This window comes from Streptomyces sp. NBC_01451, assembly GCF_036227485.1.
Classification (GTDB): domain Bacteria; phylum Actinomycetota; class Actinomycetes; order Streptomycetales; family Streptomycetaceae; genus Streptomyces.
The window spans coordinates 6,707,481-6,727,980 of record NZ_CP109479.1 but is presented as its reverse complement, the minus strand read 5'-3'; the positions used below and the strand labels follow the sequence as shown (position 1 = coordinate 6,727,980).

The window sequence follows — 20,500 nt, the reverse complement described above, 5'->3', positions numbered from 1 at the left end:
GCTCGTGCCGCGTGTTGCTCGTGCCTTCTGTACGGGTGCCCCCTGGGGAGCGTCCCGCACGGAGTGTGATGGGGGAAGAGGGTGTGGCCCGATCAGGCCACGCAGGGTCACATCTGTGTCATATGCGGGTCATATGCCGCCCTTCAGGTGTGCGTGCAGCGAACGCGCCGACGCGTCGGTGAGGGACGCGATCTGGTCGACGATCACCCGCTTGCGCGCACGGTCGTCCGCCGCCTCGTCGAACAGCGCGCGGAACTGGGGGTCGAGGCCGTCCGGGGCGCGGGCGGTGAGCGCCTCGGCGAGTTCGGCGACGACGACGCGCTGGTCGGCGCGGATCAGTTCCTGTTCGGCCCGCTGCATCACGTACCGGTCGGCGACCGCCTTGAGGACCGCGCACTCCAGCCGGGCCGCGCGCGGGACGACCAGTTCCGCCGCGTACCGCGTGAGCCGGCCCGTGCCGTACGCCGCGCGCGTGGCGCCCTCGGCGGCCAGGCAGAAGCGGCCGATGAGCTGGCTGGTGGCGTCCTTCAGCCGGGCCTGGGCGACGGCCGTGCCGTCGTACCCGTGCGGCCACCACTCCTGGTCGAGGAGGCGGTCGAGGGCCTCGGCGAGTTCGGCGGGGTCGGTGTCCGCGGCCACGTAGCGGCCGGTGGCGACCCGGAAGATCTCCTGGCGTTCGGGCTCGGCGTGCAGGCAGTTGGGGTCGATGTGACCGGCGTGCAGACCGTCCTCGACGTCGTGCACCGAGTACGCCACGTCGTCCGCCCAGTCCATGACCTGGGCCTCGAAGGTCGTCCGGGTCCCGGGGGCGCCCTGGCGGACCCAGTCGAAGACCGGCCGGTCGTCGTCGTAGACGCCGAACTTCGGGGAGGCCGGGTCGGTGGGGTGCGCACCGCGTGGCCAGGGGTACTTGGTGGCGGCGTCGAGGGTGGCCCGGGTGAGGTTGAGACCCACGCTGACCAGTTCGCCGGCGGTGCCGGATCCACCCGTGGTCTCAAGGCGTTCGCTGCGCACGAAACGCTTCGGTTCGATCCGGGTGAGGAGCCGGAGGGACTGGGCGTTGCCCTCGAAGCCGCCGCAGTCCGCCGCGAACTCGTTGAGTGCCTGTTCGCCGTTGTGCCCGAAGGGCGGGTGGCCCAGGTCGTGCGAGAGACAGGCCGCCTCGACGAGGTCGGGGTCGCAGCCGAGGGCGGCGCCCAGTTCACTGCCGACCTGGGCGCATTCCAGGGAGTGCGTGAGGCGCGTACGGGGGCTGGCGTCCCAGACCCGGCTGCGGGTGCCGGGCGTCACCACCTGGGTCTTGCCGGCCAGCCGTCGCAGGGCGGAGGAGTGCAGTACGCGGGCGCGGTCGCGTTGGAAGGCGGTGCGGCCCGGGCGTTTGTCGGGTTCGGCGGCCCAGCGGGCGACTGCCGTCGGGTCGTAGGCGGTGGGGGTGGCGTCGTGCTCGGGGGGTTGGGGGGTGTGGGTCGTGTTGGTGCGTGTGCCTTCCATGGTTCGACAGTAAGGGCAGGTGCTGACAATTTGGGCTTGTATGTTTCGCCTGCGCGTCTGCCGAGGGCTGTTTCGTCGGCGGGTGCGGCTCGGTTGTGGCTTGTCGCGCGGTTCCCCGCGCCCCTATATGGCTGGCGCCAGCTCTCGGGGCGAGGACTTTACGGGGAACGCTACGGTCTCGTCGTAGCGGTGGAGGATCAGGTGGGCCATGGACGGGTGGGCGCCCAGGGGGGCCGCGGCGATCCAGGGGGCCGCCTCGGCGCACTCCGTGGCGAAGCGGCCCGGGGCGGTGAAGTACGAGGCCACGGCGACCCGGTGACGGCCACGGGCGGCCAGGGCGCGTACGGCCGCGGGGACGGTCGGCGCGGCGGTGGTGGCGTACGCCGGTACGACGGGCACGCCCAGGCGTTCGGCGAGGAGCCGGGCGGTGCGGCGGGTGTCGCTGTCCGAGTCGGGGTCCCGGGAACCGGCGGCGGCGAGGACGACCGCGCTCGACCGGCGCTGCTCGTCCGTCATCCGGGTGCGCCAGCCGGCCTCGACGAGACGGGCGTACAGGGTCTCGACGAGCAGGGGGTGCGGGCCGAGCGGGGCGGCCACGCGCGTGCGTGCCGATGCTGCCGCGGCCATCTCCGGGATGTCCTGCTTGACGTGGTAGCCGCGGCTGAGCAGCAGCGGTACGAGGACGGCCTCGGCGGTGCCGAGTCCCGCGAGCGTGTCCGGGAGCAGGGGCGCGTTCAGCTCGATGTGCCCCAGGTGCACGGGCAGGTCGGGGCGCAGTTCGCGGACCCGTTCGGCGAGCGCGCCGACGGTGCTCAGGGCGCGCGGGTCGCGGCTGCCGTGGCCCACCAGGACGAGTGCGGGCGGGGCGGGACGGCGGCTGCCGTCGAGCGAGACGAGGCTGAGCTGGCTGCCGAGCTGGCTGGTGATCCGGTCCATGATTTGCGCCGTACTGTCGAGGTGGGCGCCTCCGGGCGGCCGGGGGCTCTGCGGGATCTGCGTGGACTCGTCGTGCGAACGGGGCGACGGCGTCATGCACCGATCGTGACGGTACGAGGTTGCCGCGCCGTTGCGCATGAATGACGGGTCTTTTCCGGGCGTTCACGGTGGGGGGCAAGTGGTGTGTGAGCTTGTCTGACCTGCGGTTTCCTGTGGCCGAGTGAAGCTGGTCACGTCGAGGGCGGCGAACCGGGGCGGTGTCGGCGGCGTCTTCCTTGATCGAAGGCCACCGAGGGCCACCTGGGAGGGACCCGTCCGATGAGCAGTCCGAAGGCGCGTGGATCATGGGCGTCCTTGGTGACCTTGGTGTCCTTGGAGTCTTTGCGTTCGCGTGTGCGTCTGCCTTGTACGCGGGCCGGGCAGCGGCGGGCCGTGCAGGTCGTGATGGCGCTGTGCGTGCTGGCGTTGCTGCCGGCCACGTGGATGTTCGTCGCCACGGGTGACCGGCTGCGTGATGTCGCGGACGCGCCGCGTACCGATGTCGCCGTCGTCTTCGGTGCCGGGCTGTGGGACGGGGAGCCGTCTCCGTATCTCGCGCACCGGCTGGACGCGGCGGCGGAGCTGTACCGGGCGGGGCGGGTCAGGGTGGTGCTCGTCACCGGGGACAACAGCCGCGAGGACTATGACGAGCCGGACGCGATGCGGGCGTATCTGACCCGGCACGGGGTGCCGGACGGGCGGATCGTGAGCGACTACGCCGGGTTCGACACCTGGGACTCCTGTGTCCGGGCGAAGAGGATATTCGGGGTCGACCGGGCGGTGCTGATCAGTCAGGGGTTCCATATCCGTCGCGCTGTCGCGCTGTGCGAGGCCGCGGGGGTGGATTCGTACGGGGTCGGGGTCGAGGCCAGGCACGACGTGACGTGGTACTACGGCGGGGCGCGGGAGATCTTCGCGGCGGGCAAGGCGGCACTGGACGCGGTGTTCGAGCCCGATCCGCGGTTCCTGGGGCCGGTGGAGGTGGGGGTTCAGCGGGCCTTGCGGGCGAGCACGGGGTGAGAACCTCACCGGCGGCACCGGCCTCCCGGGAGGTCCCCGTGCCTGGTGTGTAACGGGGGGCGTTCCGGGGTGTAACACGGGCGCCGCACGCTGACGGTATGGAGACCTCCGTGACGCCCACGCACTGCCCGTACTGCGCCCTGCAGTGCGGGATGAACCTCACGCCGGCAGCAGGCGGTGGCGTCACGGTCTCCGAACGCGTCGACTTCCCGGTCAACCGCGGGGCCCTCTGCGGCAAGGGGCGCACCGCGCCCGCCCTGCTGTCGCCGGCGCTGCGGCTGACCGAGCCGCTGGTCCGGCGCGACGGGGTCCTCGTACCCGCCTCCTGGGAGGAGGCGCTGGACCGGGTGGCCGAAGGACTGACCCGCACGCGTACGGAGCATGGCCCGGACGCGTGCGGTGTCTTCGGCGGGGGCGGGCTGACGAACGAGAAGGCCTACGCGCTGGGGAAGTTCGCGCGAGTCGTTCTCGGGACCTCCCAGATCGACTACAACGGGCGCTTCTGCATGTCGTCCGCCGCCGCCGCCGGGAACAGGGCTTTCGGGATCGACCGGGGGCTGCCCTTCCCCATGGAGGACATTCCCAGGACCGGATGCGTCATCCTCGTCGGCTCCAATCTCGCCGAGACCATGCCGCCCGCTCTCCGCTACCTCACCGAACTCAAGCAGAACGGGGGGACGTTGATCGTCATCGATCCGCGTCGGACCCGTACCGCCGAGCAGGCCGATCTGCATCTCGCGCCGCGTCCCGGTACCGATCTCGCGCTCGCCCTCGGTCTGTTGCACCTGGTCGTGTCCCAGGGGCGCACCGACGAGGCGTACATCGAGGAGCGGACGAGCGGCTGGGAGGAGACCCGGGCGGCGGCGATGGCCCACTGGCCGGAGTACGTGGAGCGGATCACCGGGGTGCCCGTGCCCCAACTCCGCGAGGCCGTCCGGATGTTCTGCGAGCCGGACAACGCGATGGTGCTCACCGCGCGTGGACCCGAGCAGCAGTCCAAGGGGACGGACACGGTGAGCGCGTGGATCAACCTGTGTCTGGCGACCGGGCGTTCGGGGAAGCCGTACTCCGGATACGGGTGTCTGACCGGGCAGGGCAACGGGCAGGGCGGGCGTGAACACGGCCAGAAGGCCGACCAGTTGCCCGGTTACCGCAAGCTGACCGACCCGGAGGCGCGCCGCCATGTGGCCGGCGTGTGGGGCGTCGACCCGGACTCGCTGCCCGGGCCCGGGCTGAGCGCGTACGAACTCCTCGACGCGCTCGGCTCCGACATCCGCTCCCTGCTGTTGATGGGGTCCAACCCGGTGGTGTCCGCGCCGCGGGCCGCGCACATCCAACAGCGCCTCGAATCACTGGACTTCCTGGCCGTCGCGGATGTCGTGCTGTCCGAGACGGCCGCGCTCGCCGATGTCGTCCTGCCCGTGACCCAGTGGGCGGAGGAGACCGGCACGACGACCAATCTGGAGGGCCGGGTGCTCCTGCGCCGACAGGCCGTCACTCCCCCGGACGGGGTCCGCAGCGATCTGTACGTTCTGCATCAACTCGCCGCGCGCGCCGGAGTGGAGAAGGGGTTCCCGGTCGACCCCGAGGAGGTCTTCGAGGAGCTGCGGCGGGCCAGCGCGGGCGGGATCGCCGACTACTCGGGGATCACCTACCGGCGGCTCGCCGAGGAGAACGGCGTCTTCTGGCCCTGCCCGGCACAGGACGACCAGCGGGACGAGCAGCACGAGGAGCAGCGGGAGCGCCCTCGGCACGGGCGCGGCGACCGGTCGCAGGCGGCGCCGCATCCCGGTTCGCCCCGTCTCTTCCTCGACCGGTTCGGGACCGAGGACGGGCGGGCCCGGTTCGCGCCGGTGACGTACCGGCCGATCGCCGAGGAGCCGGACGCCGAGTACCCGGTACTGCTGACCACCGGGCGGGTCGTGGCCCAGTACCAGTCCGGGGCCCAGACGCGGCGGGTCGACGAGCTGAACGCCGCCGCGCCCGGGCCGTTCGTGGAGTTGCACCCCCGGCTGGCCGCACGGCTGGGCGCCGGGGAGGGCGACGCCATCGCCGTCGTGTCGCGGCGCGGGCGGGCGGTGGCGCCGGCGCGGATCACCACCTCGATCCGCGACGACACCGTCTTCATGCCCTTCCACTGGCCGGGCGAGGGCCGGGCCAACACGCTGACCAATCCGGCCCTCGACCCGACCTCACGGATGCCGGAGTTCAAGGCGTGCGCGGTACGGCTGGAGACCGTACGCCCTTGAGGGGAGGGCGAGTTGGAGGTCGTAATGGTCGTACTGCTCGCTCCGGTCGTACTACCAGGTGACGGGGAGGGTGCGTACGCCGTGGACGGCGCGGCCCTCGTGGGCGTACACCTCGGCCGGGGCAGTCAGCCGTAGGCCGGGCAGGCGGCGGAACAGGGTGGGCAGGGCGATCTGGAGTTCGGCGCGGGCGAGGGACTGGCCCAGACAGTTGTGCAGGCCGTGGCTGAACGTCAGATGGTGCTGGGTGTCCCGGGTGATGTCGAAGGCGTCCGGGTCCGGGAACACGCCGGGGTCCCGGTTGGCGGCCTGGAGCGCGACGACGACGCCCTCCCCGGCCCGTACGGTGACGCCGCCGATCTCCACGTCCTGGGTGGCGATGCGCCGCATCCCGACGTGAACGACCGTGAGATAGCGCAGGAGTTCCTCGACGGCTCCCGGCACCAGCTCCGGATCGGCCTGTAGGGCCACCAGTTGGGCCGGGTGGGACAGCAGGGTCACCACGCCGAGCGACAGCATGCTCGCCGTCGTCTCATGGCCCGCGATCAGCAGCATCACGGCAAGTCCGGCCGCCTCGGCGGCGGTTGCCTCGCCGGTGGCCACCCGTTCGGCCGCGAGCCTGCTGAGCAGGTCGTCGCCTGGGTCGGCGGTCTTGGCGGCCAGCAGCTCCATGAGGTATCCGAACAGTGCGCCCCAGCCCGCCCGCATCGCCTCGGGACCGTCGGTCACGGTGGCGAACGCGGCGGCATGGCGATGGATGAACTCCCGGTCCGCGTACGGAACTCCGAGAAGCTCGCAGATCACGAGCAGTGGCAGCGGCAGGGTGAAGTGCTCCACCAGATCGACGTCGGGCCCCTTGGCCACCAGGTCGTCGATGAGCCGGTCGGTCAACTGCTGGATGGACGGGCGCAGTTCCTCGGCGCGACGGAAGGTGAAGTCGGGGATCAGCATCCGGCGCAGCCGGGTGTGGTCGGGCGCGTCCATGGCGAAGAGCTGGCCGGGGGTGCGGGGTGGCGGGGTCGGCTGGAGGCCGGGGAACCCCTCCCGGTGGTTCTCGGAGCTGAAGCGGGCGTCCGCCAGGACGGCACGGGCGTCCTCGTGCCGGGTGACCAGCCAGGGGGTGTTGCCGCCCCAGAGCGCGATCCGGCTGATCCGGCCCTGCTCACGCAGCAGGGTGAACTCTGCGGGCGGGTCGAGGAGGGTGGTGCGGCGCATGGGCAATGGGGGGAACGTCGTCTCGGACATGGTCGATGTCTCCATGTGGTGGGGGTGGAGGTGGGAGTGGAGTGTGTGGTGGGGGTGGGGGTCGGGGCGGGCTGCCGGGACCAGGGGGCGACAGCGGTTGGCGGAGGCGGCGGAGGTAGCGGAGGTCGCCGTGTCCGCGTATCGGCGGCGCCTCCCGCACGGCCGGTGCCTGGACGGCCGTACCCAGGCACAGGCGGTGCGCCCGAGCCCGGCCGACGCCTGCGGCAGGGGCGGGGGCGAGGCTCTGTCGGCGCCAGACCGTGGCCGGTGTCCGCGGCCCGGTCGGGACCGGGCCGCGGTCGGCGCCAAGGCAAGACAAGACCAGGTCAGGTCAGGTCGGTGCCAGGGCGTGGCCGACGAAAACCCGCAGCCGGGCCGGCCGAAGCCGTGGCCGGTGCCTAGGCGTGGTCGGTGGGTGTGGGGGTGGGCAGGCCGGCGAGTTTCAGCAGCAGGGTCTTGACGTCGGTGGCGGCGATGGCCTCGCTGCCGTGCTCCGGTTCGGAACACAGCAGTACGGGGCCGTGGTCGGGGTCGCTCGGGAGGCGGCCGTGGCTGCCGCGGACGCCCGAGGGGTCCAGCGGGACGGTCTGCATGCGGTAACGGAACCCCAGCTTCTTGCGGGCGAGTTGACCGGCCGCATGCAGTTTCACCGACGGGACGGTGTCGTCCCACAGCAGTTCGGCGGGGTCGTAGCCGGGCTTGCGGTGGATCTCGACCTGGCGGGCGAAGTCGGGGGCCCGGTCGTCGTCGAGCCAGTAGTAGTACGTGAACCAGGCGTCGGCGTCCGCCACCGCGACCAGTTCTCCCGAGCGCTCGTGGTCCAGTCCCTGGGCCGCCTTGCCCATCTCGCCCAGCACCTGCTCCACACCGTCGAGTTCACCGACGATCTTGGCGACTTCGCGTACGTCGGCCGGGTCCCGGACGTAGATGTGCGCCACCTGGTGGTCGGCGACGGCGAAGGCGCGCGAGGTCCAGGGGTCGAGGTACTCCATGCCGTCCTGGGTGTGCACCTCCAGCAGCCCGGCCCGGCGCAGGGCCCGGTTGATGTCCACGGGGCGGGAGACCGGGGTGATCCCGTACTCGCTCAGCGCCACCACCGTGGCGCCGGCGGCCAGGAAGTGGTCGATCAACGGGCGCAGGGCGTCGTCGAGTTGGCGGGCGGCACTGATCGACGCCTCGGACTGCGGGCCGGAGCGCTGGGGTTCGTAGTCCATCTGCGGGATGTAGACCAGGGTCAGGTCGGGGTCGTGTTCGTCGAAGATCTGGCGGGCGGCGCCCAGGATCCACTGGGTGGAGGGCATGCCGGCGTTCGGGCCCCAGTAGGTGAACAGGGGGAACGGGCCCAGTCGGTCGGTGAGTTCGTCGTGCAGGGAGGGCGGCCAGGTGTAGCAGTCGGGTTCCTTGCGGCCGTCGGAGTAGTAGATCGGGCGCGGGGTCACCGTCCAGTCGACGTCGGCGCCCATGGCGTACCACCAGCAGATGTTGGCGACCTTGTAGCCGGGCGACTGCTTTCGGGCCGCGTCCCAGATCTTCTCGCCGCCGACGAGGGCGTTGTGCTGCCGCCAGAGGAGTACCTCGCCGAGATCGCGGAAGTACCAGCCGTTGGCCACCGCGCCGTGTGTGGAGGGGAGTTCGCCGGTGAGGAAGGTCGACTGGGCGGTGCAGGTGACGGCGGGGAGCGTGGTGCCGAGGGTGGCCTGGAAGCCGCGGTCGCCGAGGGCTGCGACGGCGGGCATGTGGCGCAGGAGGGCGGGGGTGAGTCCGACGATGTCCAGGACGACGAGTCGGTTGGTGTTCGGGTTCTCGGTCATGAGGGGTTCCTTGCGGCCGGTCATGAGTGGTCCTCCTTGAGCCCCAGGCCGGTCAACCGGTCGCGGGCCCAGGTGAGTTCGGCGGCTATGCCTGCGGCGAGGTCGGCGGGCGGGCGGGGCAGGACGGACCAGGTGTAGGTCTCGACCTCGATGTGGTCGCAGACGGCGTTCGGGCCGCCGAGAAGTCCGGTGAGGACGGTGGTGAGCTGGTCGGCGGTGGTGCGGAGGGGTGGTTCGGGCTCGGCGTGCAGCGGGGCGTGGAAGTGTGTGCGCCAGGGGCTGTCGGGGCCGACCGCCGGAAGCCCGCCGCCGTCCAGGGCCTGCGGCAGGTCGTCCACTCCGACCACCGCGCCGTCACTGACTGTCCGGGTCTGGTGCAGGAACCGTCGTTCGGCCAGTTCGCGCAGGGCTGCGCGGGCACGCGGGTCGGTCGGGTCGGGGGCCTCGACCGCACAGGACGCCTGGAGCTTGACGACCGGCAGACCGGCGTCGGCGAGCCGTCCGAGGGCTTCGCCGGGCTCCTCGAACTGGACGGCGAGATGGCAGGCGTCCAGACAGACACCGAGGAAGTCGCGGTCCACGTCGGCGAACTCACGTACCGCCTGGGCGGTGGTCTCCACGACGCACCCCGGTTCCGGTTCGAAGCCGACTCGGATACGGCGGCCGGTGTCCGACTCCAACTCTGCCAACCCTGAAGCCAGTTGGTCCAGGGCGCGACGGGCCGTGTCGGCGCGCTCCGTCGGCCACGGGGTGCGCCAGCCGAGCGGGAGGGTGGAGACGCTGCCGCGTAGGGCGTCGTCGGGGAGGAGGGCGGCGAGGACGCGGGCGCAGTCGAGGGTGTAGGCGAGGCGGGCCGGGTCGGCCCAGTCGGGGAGGTAGACGTCCTTCTTGACGACTTCGCGGTGGAACCCCTCGTACGGGAAGGCGTTGAGGGTGACGGTCTCCAGGCCGCGTACCGCGAGTTCGTCCTTGAGGGTCTTCAACGCACCCTTGTCCGCGGCGAGTTCGGTGACCGCGGTGCGGGCCAGCCAGAGGCCGATGCCGAGTCGGCCGACACCCAGCCGTTCCCGTACGGGTTCGGCGTGGGCGGCGAGCTGGGCGATGACGCCGGCGAGGTCCTCGGCCTGGTGGACGTTGCTGCAGTACGCGAGGTGGACGGGGGTGCCGTCGGGGTGGCGGAAGCGCACGGGCCGCTCACTCTCCCCCGCGCCGGATGGAGTTGCCCTCGAACGACGAGGTGTCGTCGGGCTTCGGGACGCCGTCCGTGTCGTCCAGGTCGAGGCGTCCGCTCTGGCCGTAGAACTCGACCGGGTTGCGCCACAGGACACGGTCGACGTCGTCGGCCGTGAAGCCGTCGGCGAGCATCGCCAGGCCGGTCTTGCGTGTCTTCAGGGGGTCCGAACTGCCCCAGTCCGCAGCTGAGTTGACCATGACCCGGTCGAGGCCGTGCTCCCGGAGGATGCGGACCATGCGGTCCTCGCTCATCTTGGTCTTCGGGTAGACGGAGAAGCCCGCCCAGCAGCCGCTGTCGAGGACCATGCCGACCGTCAGCTCGTTCAGGTGGTCCAGGACGACGAGTTCGGGGGCGATGCCCGACTCCCGTACGACGTCCAGGGTCCGTCGGGTCCCGGCCGCCTTGTCTCGGTGCGGGGTGTGGACGAGGGCGGGCAGGCCGTGTTCCACGGCGAGTTGGAGCTGACGGGCGAGGACCTCGTCCTCCTCCCTGGTCATCGAGTCGTAGCCGATCTCGCCGACGGCGACGACCCGGTCCTTGGCGAGGTAACGGGGCAGTTCGTCGAGGACGGGGAGGCAGCGCGGGTCGTTCGCCTCCTTCGGGTTGAGGGCGATCGTGCAGAAGTGCTGGATGCCGAACTGGGCCGCCCGGTACGGCTCCCAGCCGAGCAGCGAGTCGAAGTAGTCGTAGAAGGTGTCGGGCGAGGTGCGGGGCTGGCCGAGCCAGAAGGCGGGCTCGACGACAGCCCGGACGCCGGCCGCGTACATCGCCTCGTAGTCGTCGGTGGTGCGGGAGGACATGTGGATGTGGGGGTCGAAGATGCGCATGGTCACACGGTTTCGTCGGTGATGGTGATCGTGCTGGAGGTGGGGGCGAGGATGGAGACGGGAGCGGTGAAGGGGTGCACGAGGGGGGCGATGTCCTCGGGCACCGGGCGTCCGGCCGCCGTCCGTTCACGGGCGAAGTCGCCGAGCATGCGCGCGAGTTCGGCGTCCGCCCGGTCGTCGAGTCCGGCGACGCGGGCGAGCGGGATCTCGCAGAACACGCACTTCAGGACGGCCTGCCGGTACTCGTCCGCCGGGAGGTGGGCCGCCGCGTACGGGCCGAGGGCGGCTTCGATCAGTGTGTTGTCGTTGCCGCGCAGGGTCTGCCGGACGAGGTCCAGGAACCGGCCGGTCCCCTCCTGGTCGAGCTGTGGCAACGCCCGCAGGACGGCCCGCTGTTCGGCGGGATCGCCGTAGCGGTGCAGCGCTGTCACCTCGTCGGCGAGGGCCTGGTCGCGCAGGGGCAGCGCGGCGAGGAGCAGGACGCGGGCCGCTTCGTCGACGGTCCGGCCGTCGGGCAGCGGGGCGCGCCCACAGTGGCGGCGGACGGCGGGGAAGCGGGTGCGGATGGTGGCGGGGTCGGCGACGACCTCCGCCAGGGCGGTGTCGAGCCAGGCACGGGCTTCGGGGGTGAGGGGAAGGGCGGATGCGTCGGAAGGCGGCATGGCTCGGTTCCAGAGTGGGAGTTGGAGCGGAGGACAGCGGTCCGGGAAAGGCCGGAGAAGTCCACAGAAGAACGGAAAATAGATAGCGAACTGTTCGTGAACAAATGGTGGTCGGCAGATTTCGGCAGGTTCAGGAGGCGAGCAGGCTCCTGGCCTCGGCTCGGCGCAGGAACTCCAGGGAGCTGCGGGCGATGTCGGGGGCGTCCAGGGCGCCGCCCTGGATCTCGACGGACACCAGACCGCGATGGCCGAGATCGGTCAGTGCCGCCAGTACCGGCGGGAAGTCGATCTCACCGGCGCCGAACTCCAGATGCCGGTGGACCCCGCGGACCATGTCCTCGATCTGGACGTTCAGCAGGTACGGCGCGGCCAGGTCGACGCAGTCGAGCAGTGTCGGCTCCTCCACGCAGTGGGCGTGTCCGATGTCCAGGGTGATGCCGAACAGCTCGTGTCCGGCGACCAGTTCGCGCAGTCTCACGCACTTCGCGACCGTGTCGACGAACATGTGCGGCTCGGGTTCGAAGGCCAGCGCGACCCCGTAGGCCTCCGCCGTCTCCAGCGCCGCACCGACGCCTGCGGCCAGCCGCCGCCACGCCTCCGCCTCCGGGATGTCGTCCGGGACCGGTCCACTGCACAACTGGACGCTGGGCGAGCCGAGTTCGGCGGCGATGCGGACGGCACGCCGCAGCAGGTCGACGCGGCGGTCCGGGTGGCCGGACATCAGCGTCGGCTGGTGCTTGCACCAGGGGTCGAGGAAGTAGGGCGCCCCGGTCTCGACCGTGACGGTCAGCCCGAGCCGCGCCAGCTGCTGCCGGACACGGTCGACCTGGCGGTCCAGGTCGTCGGCATACGGGTCGAGGTGGTTGTGGTCGAGGGTGAGGGCGACGCCGTCGTAGCCCAGGTCGGCGAGAATACCGAGGACGTCGGAGAGACGGTGATGGGTGAACCCGTTGGTGCCGTAGCCGAATCTCAGGCCCATGGCCCGCCCTTCGCCACAGGTCTCATGCCATGGCCCACGAAACGGCTCATGTCACAGCTCACGACCGGGCGTCTGCCGGAGCGCGTGTCGGGGCTCATGTGGGGGCTCATGTCGGGGACACCCGCCTCGCCAGGCGCTGTGCCACCGGGTGCAGCGCACCCAGGAGCGCGGCGGCGACGGGCGCTCCGGCGCGCGCCGTGAGCGCCGCCTGAAGGGGGACCATGGCGAGGATGCCCGCCCCCACCGCACGGCGTACGGAACTCGCCTGCGGATCGCGTACGGCCCGCACCTGGGCCAGGCCGTATGTCCCCAGGTAGGCGAGGACTCCGGCGGAGGCGACGGCTGTTCGGGCGGCCTTCTCCCGGGTCAGGGCGCGCCGGGGCGGGAGAACCGCCGGGAGCAGGGAAGGCAGCACCGTCGACAGTGCCGTGGCCGACGACACGGCGAGTGTCGTGGCGGGCAGCCGTGCCGGCGCGCCGGAGATCTCGTGGCGGCTGAGGGCGGTGATCGTGTAGGTGTGCACCCCGGTGAGGAGCGCGGGGACGGCGCCGCGTGCGAGCGCGCCGGCCGTGCCACCGCCACGGGACCCGTGCCACGGGGGGTTGCCACCGCCGGCCACCGCGCCCGCCAGGACGTCGAGCGCGCGTGCGCCCGCCATCGCCGCCGGACCGGCCGGAGTCGACTTCAACTTCAGGTCGTACGCCCAGATCAGCGCAGTCAGCGGCAGGGCGACGGCCAGTCCGCGTCTGCCGCCCGACACCGCGGCGAGACCGAGGCCGGCGCCGGTCAGGCCGGTGGCGACGGCCAGCGCGGTCCGGCGCGGCACCCGACCGGAGGGCACCGGACGGGCGGGCCGCTCGACCGAGTCGACGGCGGCGTCGGCGTAGTCGTTGAGGGCCATGCCGGCCCAGTAGAGACAGACGGAGGAGGCCATCGCACCGGCCGTCCGGGGGCCGAGGGGACGACCCGCCGCGGTCGCGCCCGCCAGAATGTCGCCGGGGACACTCAGCGCGGCCGGGGCTCTGACAAGGCTCAACAGATCCGAAAGTGGGGGCAGTTGAAAATTGGCGCTCTGTAGGGATTGGGGGGAACCGGCGGGGGGAAATGCTTTCCGGTCACTCATGGTCCAATCATTACCGAAAATGTTTGAAAGCTAATACTCTTGACCCGTGTTGCTTCTTGTGAGGAACGCGACAACTGGACCTTATTGACATTTCCCTCGCACGACCACCCCTGAACCTTCAGCAACGCGCCCTCCAGTCGCCGCCCTTGATGAGGCTTCCGCGCGCCCGCAGCCGTACGGCGACGACCGGGCCGGCGAGGTACACCCAGGCGCTTACGGCGCTCCCCTCGGCGTCGAGAGTCACCCGCCGCGCCACCCGCTCGTACAGGCTGCGCGGGTCACCCGGCACACACTCCTCCAACTCGTCCAGTTCGGCCAGCAGTTCGTCGTACACCTCCGGCAGCGCGGTGACCAGTTCCCCGTGCACGACTCCGCCGGGTTCCGCCACGGCGTACGGATAGCCGGGCCCGTCGTACAGCACCGCGCCCGTGAGCCGTCCGGGCCGTTCCGATCGCGTACGGCCACGCAGGAAGCGGTCGTGGTTGGGCTCGCCGGGGCGGAGGGTGCCGTAGACGAAGAACGGGAGTCCCACGTGTCGGTCTCGCATTCGTGAGGGTGGGGTTCAGGGGTGCGGGGTTCAGGAGGGCGGGGGCGGGATTCGTGGGGGTGGGGAAACGATTCTCGCCATAAGTCGAGGTGAAGGCACATTCGCTATGGACATGACATGTCGGGATCCCTTAAACCTGAGCGATCCCCGCTGTCTTCATCCCCAAGGAGACCGATGACCTCCCGTCTCGCCGCGGCCGGTACGGCCGCCACCGCCGCCGCCCTGCTGGCCGCCGCTCTCTCCCCCACCGCCGGCGCGGCCGACAGACCCACCCGCGACACCGCGATCAGGAACGCGGTCACGGCACTCGTGGACCAGGCCGCTCACCTGGGCCTGACCTCCGTACAGGGCACCACGGTCCGGGATGTCGTCGTCGACAAGGACGGCAGCCAGCACGTTCGTTACGACCGCACGTACCGTCAACTGCCGGTACTGGGCGGCGACTTCGTGGTCCACCTGACGCCGGGTGGCGCCTACCGGAGTGCGAGCCGCGCCACGACCCGCCCGATATCCCTGTCCACGATCAGCCCGTCGGTGTCGGCCCCGAAGGCCGCGGACCTGGCGGCCTCGGCGCTGCGCGCGGCGAACCGGGGCGAGTCGCTGAGGAAGACAACCTCCAAGCCCCAGTTGGTCGTTGACGCGCTGCACGGCACCCCGAAGCTCGCCTGGCGGACGAACGCGGTGGCGCTGGACTCGGCCGGCAACCCGGTCGCCCGGACCGTGGTGACCGACGCGCGCACGGGCGCCCAGATCGACGCCTGGGACAGCATCGAGACGGCGACGGGTGACGGCAAGTCCCTGTACGGCGGCACGGTTCCGTTGGAGACGACGGTCTCCGGATCGACGTACCAGCTGAAGGATCCGACGCGCGGCAACACGTACACGGGCGACGCCGAGAACGGCACCGACCTGTGCATCTTCGGCATCTGCATCGTCCGCGCCCCCGCGACTCTCTTCACGGACGCGGACAACCACTGGGGCACGGGTGCGACGGCGGACCGGGCCTCGGCGGCGGTGGACGCGCAGTACGGCACCGACGAGACGTGGGACTACTACAAGGACACGTTCGGGCGCAGCGGCATCAAGGGGAACGGGGTCGGCTCGTACAACCGCGTGCACTACGGCAACAACTACAACAACGCGTTCTGGGACAACAGTTGCTTCTGCATGACGTACGGCGACGGTGACGGTACGACGTTCGGTCCGCTGGTCTCGCTGGACGTGGCCGGGCACGAGATGACGCACGGCGTGACGTCGTCGACGGCCAACCTGACGTACTCCGGCGAGTCGGGCGGTCTCAACGAGGCGACGTCGGACATCTTCGGCACACTGGTGGAGTTCAACGCGGCCAACTCCACCGATCTCGGGGACTACTTGATCGGCGAGAAGATCGTCAAGTCGGGCTTCGGACGGTCGGCGCTGCGCTACATGGACCAGCCGTCGAAGGACGGGAACTCGGCCAACTGCTGGAGTTCGGGCGTCGGGAACCTCGACGTGCACTACTCCTCGGGCGTGGCGAACCACTTCGCGTACCTCCTCGCGGAGGGCAGCGGCGCCAAGACGCTGAACGGCGTCAGCTACAACTCCCCTACGTGCAACGGCTCGACGGTCGCGGGGATCGGCCGGGCCAAGCTGGGCGCGATCTGGTACAAGGCGCTGACCACGTACATGACGTCGTCGACGAACTACGCGGGCGCGCGCACGGCCACGCTGAACGCGGCACGTGATCTGTACGGGACGAGCAGCACGGAGTACGCGGCGGTGGGCGCCGCCTGGAGCGCGGTGTCGGTGGGCTGATCAGCTTCGGTCCAGGCCGATCCAGGCCGATCCAGGCCGTTCCGGGGCGATCCGGGCCGATCCGGAGAACGGAGCTGTGCGACTGGCGGCCACCTCGGGAAGTTCGCCGGGGTGGTCGCCGGGTTGCGTGCGGACTCGGGCAAGCGGGATACGTATGGTTGGCCTTGGGCCTTAAGTTGAACCCTGCACCAACGCGTCCGCTGCGACCGAGGAGACGATGCACCATGTCCGAGTCCGAGCAGAGAATCGACACCTCGGTACCGCATTCCGCCCGTATCTGGAACTACTGGCTGGGCGGCAAGGACAACTACCCCGTGGACGAGGCGGCGGGCGACGCGTACACCGCGGTCTTCCCCGGCATCGTCACGATCGCGCGCAGCAGCCGCGCGTTCCTGGGCCGCACGATCCGGCACCTGGCCGGGGAGGCGGGCATCCGCCAGTTCCTCGACGTCGGCACGGGCCTGCCGACGGTGGACAACACGCACGAGGTGGCCCAGTCGGTCGCCCCCGACGCGCGCATCGTGTACGTGGACCACGACCCGCTGGTCCTGACCCACGCCCGGGCCCTCCTCACGTCGACCCCCGAGGGCGCGACGGACTACGTGGACGCCGAGCTGTACGACACCGGCCGCATCCTGGAGGCGGCGTCCAGGACACTCGACCTCACCCGCCCGACAGCCCTGATCCTGAGCGGCATCCTGGGCCACGTGGCGGACCACGACGTGGCGCGCGGCATCGTCCGCGACCTGATGTCGGGTCTGCCGTCGGGCAGTTACCTCTCCCTGAACGAGGGCTCGCGGGGCACGGACCCCGACTACGAACAGGCGCAGGACGCGTACAACGAGACGGGCGCGGTGCCGTACTTCCTGCGGCCGGTGGAGCAGATCGAGGCGTACTTCGAGGGGCTCGAACTGGTCGCGCCCGGGGTGGTCTCGGTGCCGCTGTGGCGGCCGGAGCCGAGCGCGTCGGGGATGGCGGCGCCCGCGATCGGGCAGCACGGGGGGCTGGGGCGGAAGCCCTGACTCCTGGCCGCTGGGCGCTGCCCTCCGTCGCCTGCCCGCTGCCCTCTGCCGCCTGGGGGGGGCACGATCCGTTGCGGCGCGCCAGGGCAGCTACCGCACTGCGGTTCGGCGCGCCGCAAGGATGGACCCAGGAGTGGCGCTCAGTCCTGCTTGGGGGCCGCCTGCTGGACCACTTCGAAGGACCAGAGCGTCGATCCCGAGGCGGCGGGCCTGGGCTGCTCCCCGCCGGGGGACGCGGGGCGGTGCGCCGACTGCATCGGGCCCGCCATCCAGGCCTGGAAGTCCTCCTCGCTGCGCCACCGCGTGTACACCAGGTAGCTGTCGGTGCCCTCGACGGGCCGAAGCAGCTCGAACCACTCGAACCCGTCCGACCCCTCGACGGCCCCGGCCCGCGACGCGAACCGCTTCTCCAGCACCTCGCGCTGCTCTTCGGGAACCGTGAGTACGTTGATCTTTACGATGCTCATGAGGCCAATCTTGCCGCAGGCTGTCGCTGACGGTTCCGCGCGGGGGCGGTGAGAGCCGACGAGGCTGTGACGGGCTCGGGGCGCGGTTCCTGCCGGTCCGTCGCCTGATCCGCGCCGCGTACGACGTCCAGCCCGCCCCGGACGAGCTTGCCGACGGTCGGCCAGGTCACGCCCCGGCGGTCGGCGACGGCACCGGCATTCGTCAACCGTCCTCGCAGGCCCTGGTCTTGAACTCCTCCACCGGGACGGTGACCGCGGATTCGTCGCCCTCGTAGCGGACCGTTCCCGGCGTGAGCCCGTCCCGGTCGGCCGTCGTGAACGAAACGCCGCTGGCCGACCAGGAGTTGTCCTTGGTCCAGCCGTAGAGGGTGTAAGTGGCCTTCGCTGTGAGCGGTTTGAGAGATGTGGTCGCGGTCCAGCCGACGGCGGGCGCATCGAGGGTCCAGGTGGCGAGACCGGCCTTGAGGGGCCGGGCGGCGTCCCATGAACCGACGGTCACATCAATGTCGGCGTCGTCGCCCGCCACGTACAGAGTCGCGCCGTCGATGTGATGTCCGCAGATCATCATGACGCCGAGCAGATGACCGTCGTCGGTCACGGAGATGCCGGTGACGGCGTCAACGGGAACCGTGCACCCCGAGGTTGCGGCCAGGGCCGCACAGGCGGCGAACACCCCGCCGAGGCGCTGGACCAACGGCCACGAAACTGTCGGCTGCACAGCGCCCCCTGACCGGGGCCGATATTCGTACCCCTGTACCCACGGATGGTAGGGGCGATCCGCGTCGAGCTGCCGCGCCGCCACCGACCCGTTGCGGGCTCGTTGTGGCCCCGTAGCCGGTGGAAGGACTCCAATTCCACTGACACCGCACCCCACTTCACAGCCGCTTGAACGAGACGCGCCGTTTCCTATGCGATGCCGGGACCGTCGAGGATGCGGAGCAGGACGTCGGCCTCCGCGCGGAGCCGCGCTGCCCGGTCGGCGTGTGCGGGTGCGGTCAACTGCGCTGCGGCCTCAAGCCGTTCGGCGGCCTCCGCGCGCACGACATCCTCCACATCGCGCTCGCTCAGCTCGCGCCGGGCCGCTTCGGTGGTGCCGGCCCCGACCGGCGACTGTTCCAGGGCCACACCCCGGAGTTCGGCTTCGCCCACGGACACCGCCTCGGCGTTGTCCAGTGCGCCGAGTGTTGCCCGCAGTGCGCTCACCGCGACCTTGTCACGGGCGCGCATCGCTTCCGGAAGTGCTTGACGCATACGAAGACGTAAGGACATGCCGGTGACCTTATGGCGGCGCCCCCGGACACACAAAGCGAAAATCCCGGCCCTGGTCGGCGGCTACAGGGGCGGGATCCGCCCAGGTGCTGGTACGCGGGCACCGGCGAGTCCGGCGAGGATCGTCGAGACCGTCTGCTCCGGCGTATGCCCCGACGTGTCCAGCCAGAGTCCTATGCGTGGGGTCTCCTCGCGAAGGACGCGGTCGAGAGCGTCGACCGACCAGTCCCCGTACCCGGTCTTCGGCCGCTCGGCCTCCCTGTCCCGCACGGTTGCCGCCGAGGGCACCAGGACGACGACGTACAGGGGACTCGTGCGCACCCGCGCCACGTACCGGGACAGGTCCTCGCCCAGAACGACGTCCTGGACAATCGCGGTCCAACCGTCGCGCGCGTACTCGTCGGCCACAAGCGCCGACAGCCGGTGACGCAGGTCCAGTTGGGCCCGGGCCTCCGCCGTCTCCTCGGGCCGCAACTCCTCCCGGCCGGAGACCATCATCCGCCGGAAGAAGTCACCCCGTACGTGGGCGGCCCGGGGGAGCCGTCTGGCCAACAGGTCGGCCACGGTGGACTTTCCGGCTGCCATCACGCCGGTGATCAGGACAACTGCGGGACCCGGTTCGGTGATCACACGGACCTCTCGTCCTCAGGGGCACAGCACAACTCCCCTGCTCTTCCCGCTACTCCGCCCTACAACTCCACCCGCCGCCCCACCCCGATCTCCTCCGCCTCCTGGTCCGACACCACTGCGAACGCCCCACCCGGTACACCCGGCAGCGCGGCCACCCGCGAGGCGACGGCCAGGAGAACGGCCTCCGGGACGCCGGTGACGAAGAAGACATGCGCCCCCTCGCACTCGTCGCTCTCGTCATGTTCCTCCGCCTCCTCCAAGTTCACGAGGAAGTCGTCGACCCGGTCGATCCAGGGGAAGGGATGGGAGCCGTCAGGAGTGGCGGAAACTTTCCCGAGGGGTACGTGAATCTCGACGATGGTGTCCATGACCGGCATTGTCGCTGGTCTTGGCCCGGGCGCGGGGACGGGACCCCGCACCCACTATCCCCCATACGCCCGAGCCGCCCGTCCCTCCCTCAACGTCCGTCCCCACCAGACCACTTGACCCAGCATCGTCCTCGCCGCCGCATCCGGTCCCGACGGGTCCCTCGGTTGTCCCTCCTCGTCGAACGACGCGCCCGCGTTGTGGAACGACACCGTGTCCCGGACCGTCGTCGCGTGGAGTTCCGCGAAGACCTGGCGGAGGTGTTCCACCGCGCGCAGGCCGCCCGACACACCGCCGTACGAGACGAAGGCGACCGGCTTGGCCTGCCACTCGGTGTAGTGCCAGTCGATGAGGTTCTTGAGGCCGGCCGGGTAGGAGTGGTTGTACTCGGGGGTCAGGACGATGAACGCGTCCGCCGACGCCAGCTTCGGGGTGATCGCCGCCAGCTGGGTCTTCGCGTCCTCGTCGCTCGCGAACGTCGTCGGGAGTGCGGCTGTGGCCGCGACGTCCACGACCTCCGCCACGAGGTCGTCGTGGTCTCCGATCCGGCTCAGGAGCCAGTCGGCCACCACCGGGCCGAAACGGCCCTCTCGGTTGCTGCCGACGACCACGGTCACACGTACGGGCTCGACAGGTTCGGTGGATCCGGTGGATCCGGTGTGTGTCTGCATGCAGACAGCCTCATACCTCAAGTTTCCTTGAGGTCAAGTCCCGCATTCGTCCCCGCCGCGGTCACCCGTTCACACCCCTGCTCACCGTCCATCCGGTTCTTTTCGCAACACGCCCGCC

Annotated in this window: 20 protein-coding genes; 4 read left to right on the top strand and 16 right to left on the bottom strand. The window is 70.9% G+C overall.

Annotated elements, in window-relative coordinates; all coding sequences use genetic code 11:
- Positions 1 to 129: 129 nt before the first annotated feature.
- Both OG595_RS29555 and OG595_RS29550 read right to left on the bottom strand, forming a co-directional pair.
- A complete protein-coding gene (locus tag OG595_RS29555; RefSeq protein ID WP_329277217.1) occupies positions 130 to 1,491 on the bottom strand; it encodes a deoxyguanosinetriphosphate triphosphohydrolase in 1,362 nt (453 codons plus the stop codon).
- Positions 1,492 to 1,614: 123 nt separating this feature from the next.
- Positions 1,615 to 2,523, bottom strand: coding sequence for a sirohydrochlorin chelatase (locus OG595_RS29550; RefSeq protein WP_329277216.1), 909 nt, complete (start codon positions 2,521 to 2,523; stop codon positions 1,615 to 1,617).
- A 348-nt stretch (positions 2,524 to 2,871) separates the two neighbouring features.
- Between OG595_RS29550 and OG595_RS29545 the strand changes: the two genes are divergently transcribed.
- Together OG595_RS29545 and OG595_RS29540 are read left to right on the top strand one after the other, a co-directional pair.
- Entirely contained in the window at positions 2,872 to 3,486 is a 615-nt protein-coding gene (locus tag OG595_RS29545) for a SanA/YdcF family protein (RefSeq protein ID WP_329283314.1), read from the top strand.
- A gap of 98 nt (positions 3,487 to 3,584) precedes the next feature.
- Positions 3,585 to 5,735 carry a molybdopterin oxidoreductase family protein gene (locus OG595_RS29540; protein WP_329277215.1) on the top strand — a complete coding sequence of 717 codons (2,151 nt, stop codon included), beginning with the start codon at positions 3,585 to 3,587 and terminating at the stop codon, positions 5,733 to 5,735.
- Positions 5,736 to 5,786: 51 nt separating this feature from the next.
- Here the strand turns inward: OG595_RS29540 and OG595_RS29535 are convergent, their stop codons facing one another.
- From OG595_RS29535 to OG595_RS29500, 8 genes are all read right to left on the bottom strand, one after another.
- The gene (locus OG595_RS29535; RefSeq protein WP_329277213.1) at positions 5,787 to 6,977 is read right to left on the bottom strand and encodes a cytochrome P450; all 1,191 of its coding nucleotides are present in this window, start codon (positions 6,975 to 6,977) and stop codon (positions 5,787 to 5,789) included.
- Positions 6,978 to 7,375: 398 nt separating this feature from the next.
- Entirely contained in the window at positions 7,376 to 8,812 is a 1,437-nt protein-coding gene (locus OG595_RS29530) for an alkaline phosphatase family protein (RefSeq protein WP_443073173.1), read from the bottom strand.
- Positions 8,809 to 9,975 (bottom strand): metabolite traffic protein EboE, encoded by a 1,167-nt coding sequence (gene eboE, locus OG595_RS29525; RefSeq protein ID WP_329277211.1) that lies wholly within the window; start codon positions 9,973 to 9,975, stop codon positions 8,809 to 8,811. Before eboE ends, OG595_RS29530 begins: the two co-directional genes overlap by 4 nt.
- A 7-nt stretch (positions 9,976 to 9,982) precedes the next feature.
- Positions 9,983 to 10,849 carry a TatD family hydrolase gene (locus OG595_RS29520; RefSeq protein ID WP_329277209.1) on the bottom strand — a complete coding sequence of 289 codons (867 nt, stop codon included), beginning with the start codon at positions 10,847 to 10,849 and terminating at the stop codon, positions 9,983 to 9,985.
- Between the two features lie 2 nt (positions 10,850 to 10,851).
- Entirely contained in the window at positions 10,852 to 11,511 is a 660-nt protein-coding gene (locus OG595_RS29515; RefSeq protein WP_329277207.1) for an EboA domain-containing protein, read from the bottom strand.
- A gap of 130 nt (positions 11,512 to 11,641) precedes the next feature.
- Positions 11,642 to 12,490 (bottom strand): sugar phosphate isomerase/epimerase family protein, encoded by an 849-nt coding sequence (locus tag OG595_RS29510; RefSeq protein ID WP_329277205.1) that lies wholly within the window; start codon positions 12,488 to 12,490, stop codon positions 11,642 to 11,644.
- Between the two features lie 106 nt (positions 12,491 to 12,596).
- A complete protein-coding gene (locus OG595_RS29505; protein ID WP_329277203.1) occupies positions 12,597 to 13,526 on the bottom strand; it encodes an SCO3242 family prenyltransferase in 930 nt (309 codons plus the stop codon).
- 205 nt (positions 13,527 to 13,731) lie between these two features.
- Complete coding sequence (locus OG595_RS29500; protein ID WP_329283309.1) at positions 13,732 to 14,145, bottom strand: gamma-glutamylcyclotransferase family protein; 414 nt, start codon at positions 14,143 to 14,145, stop codon at positions 13,732 to 13,734.
- Positions 14,146 to 14,334: 189 nt separating this feature from the next.
- Between OG595_RS29500 and OG595_RS29495 the strand changes: the two genes are divergently transcribed.
- Together OG595_RS29495 and OG595_RS29490 are read left to right on the top strand one after the other, a co-directional pair.
- The gene (locus OG595_RS29495) at positions 14,335 to 15,957 is read left to right on the top strand and encodes a M4 family metallopeptidase (protein ID WP_329277201.1); all 1,623 of its coding nucleotides are present in this window, start codon (positions 14,335 to 14,337) and stop codon (positions 15,955 to 15,957) included.
- Between the two features lie 224 nt (positions 15,958 to 16,181).
- Positions 16,182 to 16,979: an SAM-dependent methyltransferase gene (locus OG595_RS29490; RefSeq protein WP_329277199.1), complete on the top strand. Its 798-nt coding sequence runs from the start codon at positions 16,182 to 16,184 to the stop codon at positions 16,977 to 16,979.
- A 140-nt stretch (positions 16,980 to 17,119) separates the two neighbouring features.
- On the opposite strand, the gene OG595_RS29485 is transcribed toward OG595_RS29490, so the two are convergent.
- From OG595_RS29485 to OG595_RS29460, 6 genes are all read right to left on the bottom strand, one after another.
- Positions 17,120 to 17,446, bottom strand: coding sequence for an antibiotic biosynthesis monooxygenase family protein (locus tag OG595_RS29485; protein ID WP_329277197.1), 327 nt, complete (start codon positions 17,444 to 17,446; stop codon positions 17,120 to 17,122).
- A gap of 202 nt (positions 17,447 to 17,648) precedes the next feature.
- Positions 17,649 to 18,164, bottom strand: coding sequence for a hypothetical protein (locus OG595_RS29480; protein ID WP_329277194.1), 516 nt, complete (start codon positions 18,162 to 18,164; stop codon positions 17,649 to 17,651).
- A gap of 188 nt (positions 18,165 to 18,352) precedes the next feature.
- A complete protein-coding gene (locus tag OG595_RS29475) occupies positions 18,353 to 18,673 on the bottom strand; it encodes a hypothetical protein (RefSeq protein ID WP_329283307.1) in 321 nt (106 codons plus the stop codon).
- Positions 18,674 to 18,778: 105 nt separating this feature from the next.
- A complete protein-coding gene (locus tag OG595_RS29470; protein WP_329277192.1) occupies positions 18,779 to 19,345 on the bottom strand; it encodes an AAA family ATPase in 567 nt (188 codons plus the stop codon).
- 59 nt (positions 19,346 to 19,404) lie between these two features.
- Positions 19,405 to 19,713, bottom strand: a complete 309-nt coding sequence (locus OG595_RS29465; RefSeq protein ID WP_329277190.1) for a hypothetical protein — start codon at positions 19,711 to 19,713, stop codon at positions 19,405 to 19,407.
- A gap of 54 nt (positions 19,714 to 19,767) precedes the next feature.
- Entirely contained in the window at positions 19,768 to 20,382 is a 615-nt protein-coding gene (locus OG595_RS29460) for an NADPH-dependent FMN reductase (RefSeq protein WP_329277188.1), read from the bottom strand.
- Positions 20,383 to 20,500 lie beyond the last annotated feature (118 nt).

Excerpts from the sequence above, each read along its gene's own strand:
- OG595_RS29555 (WP_329277217.1), bottom strand. The coding sequence starts at position 1,491 with ATGGAAGGCACACGCACCAACACGACCCACACCCCCCAACCCCCCGAG.
- OG595_RS29465 (WP_329277190.1), bottom strand. The coding sequence starts at position 19,713 with ATGGACACCATCGTCGAGATTCACGTACCCCTCGGGAAAGTTTCCGCC.
- OG595_RS29530 (WP_443073173.1), bottom strand. The coding sequence starts at position 8,812 with ATGACCGGCCGCAAGGAACCCCTCATGACCGAGAACCCGAACACCAAC.
- OG595_RS29460 (WP_329277188.1), bottom strand. The coding sequence starts at position 20,382 with ATGCAGACACACACCGGATCCACCGGATCCACCGAACCTGTCGAGCCC.
- OG595_RS29495 (WP_329277201.1), top strand. The coding sequence starts at position 14,335 with ATGACCTCCCGTCTCGCCGCGGCCGGTACGGCCGCCACCGCCGCCGCC.
- OG595_RS29520 (WP_329277209.1), bottom strand. The coding sequence starts at position 10,849 with ATGCGCATCTTCGACCCCCACATCCACATGTCCTCCCGCACCACCGAC.
- OG595_RS29475 (WP_329283307.1), bottom strand. The coding sequence starts at position 18,673 with ATGCGCGCCCGTGACAAGGTCGCGGTGAGCGCACTGCGGGCAACACTC.
- OG595_RS29490 (WP_329277199.1), top strand. The coding sequence starts at position 16,182 with ATGTCCGAGTCCGAGCAGAGAATCGACACCTCGGTACCGCATTCCGCC.
- OG595_RS29545 (WP_329283314.1), top strand. The coding sequence starts at position 2,872 with ATGGCGCTGTGCGTGCTGGCGTTGCTGCCGGCCACGTGGATGTTCGTC.
- OG595_RS29485 (WP_329277197.1), bottom strand. The coding sequence starts at position 17,446 with ATGAGCATCGTAAAGATCAACGTACTCACGGTTCCCGAAGAGCAGCGC.
- OG595_RS29510 (WP_329277205.1), bottom strand. The coding sequence starts at position 12,490 with ATGGGCCTGAGATTCGGCTACGGCACCAACGGGTTCACCCATCACCGT.
- OG595_RS29515 (WP_329277207.1), bottom strand. The coding sequence starts at position 11,511 with ATGCCGCCTTCCGACGCATCCGCCCTTCCCCTCACCCCCGAAGCCCGT.
- OG595_RS29540 (WP_329277215.1), top strand. The coding sequence starts at position 3,585 with ATGGAGACCTCCGTGACGCCCACGCACTGCCCGTACTGCGCCCTGCAG.
- OG595_RS29535 (WP_329277213.1), bottom strand. The coding sequence starts at position 6,977 with ATGTCCGAGACGACGTTCCCCCCATTGCCCATGCGCCGCACCACCCTC.
- OG595_RS29550 (WP_329277216.1), bottom strand. The coding sequence starts at position 2,523 with ATGACGCCGTCGCCCCGTTCGCACGACGAGTCCACGCAGATCCCGCAG.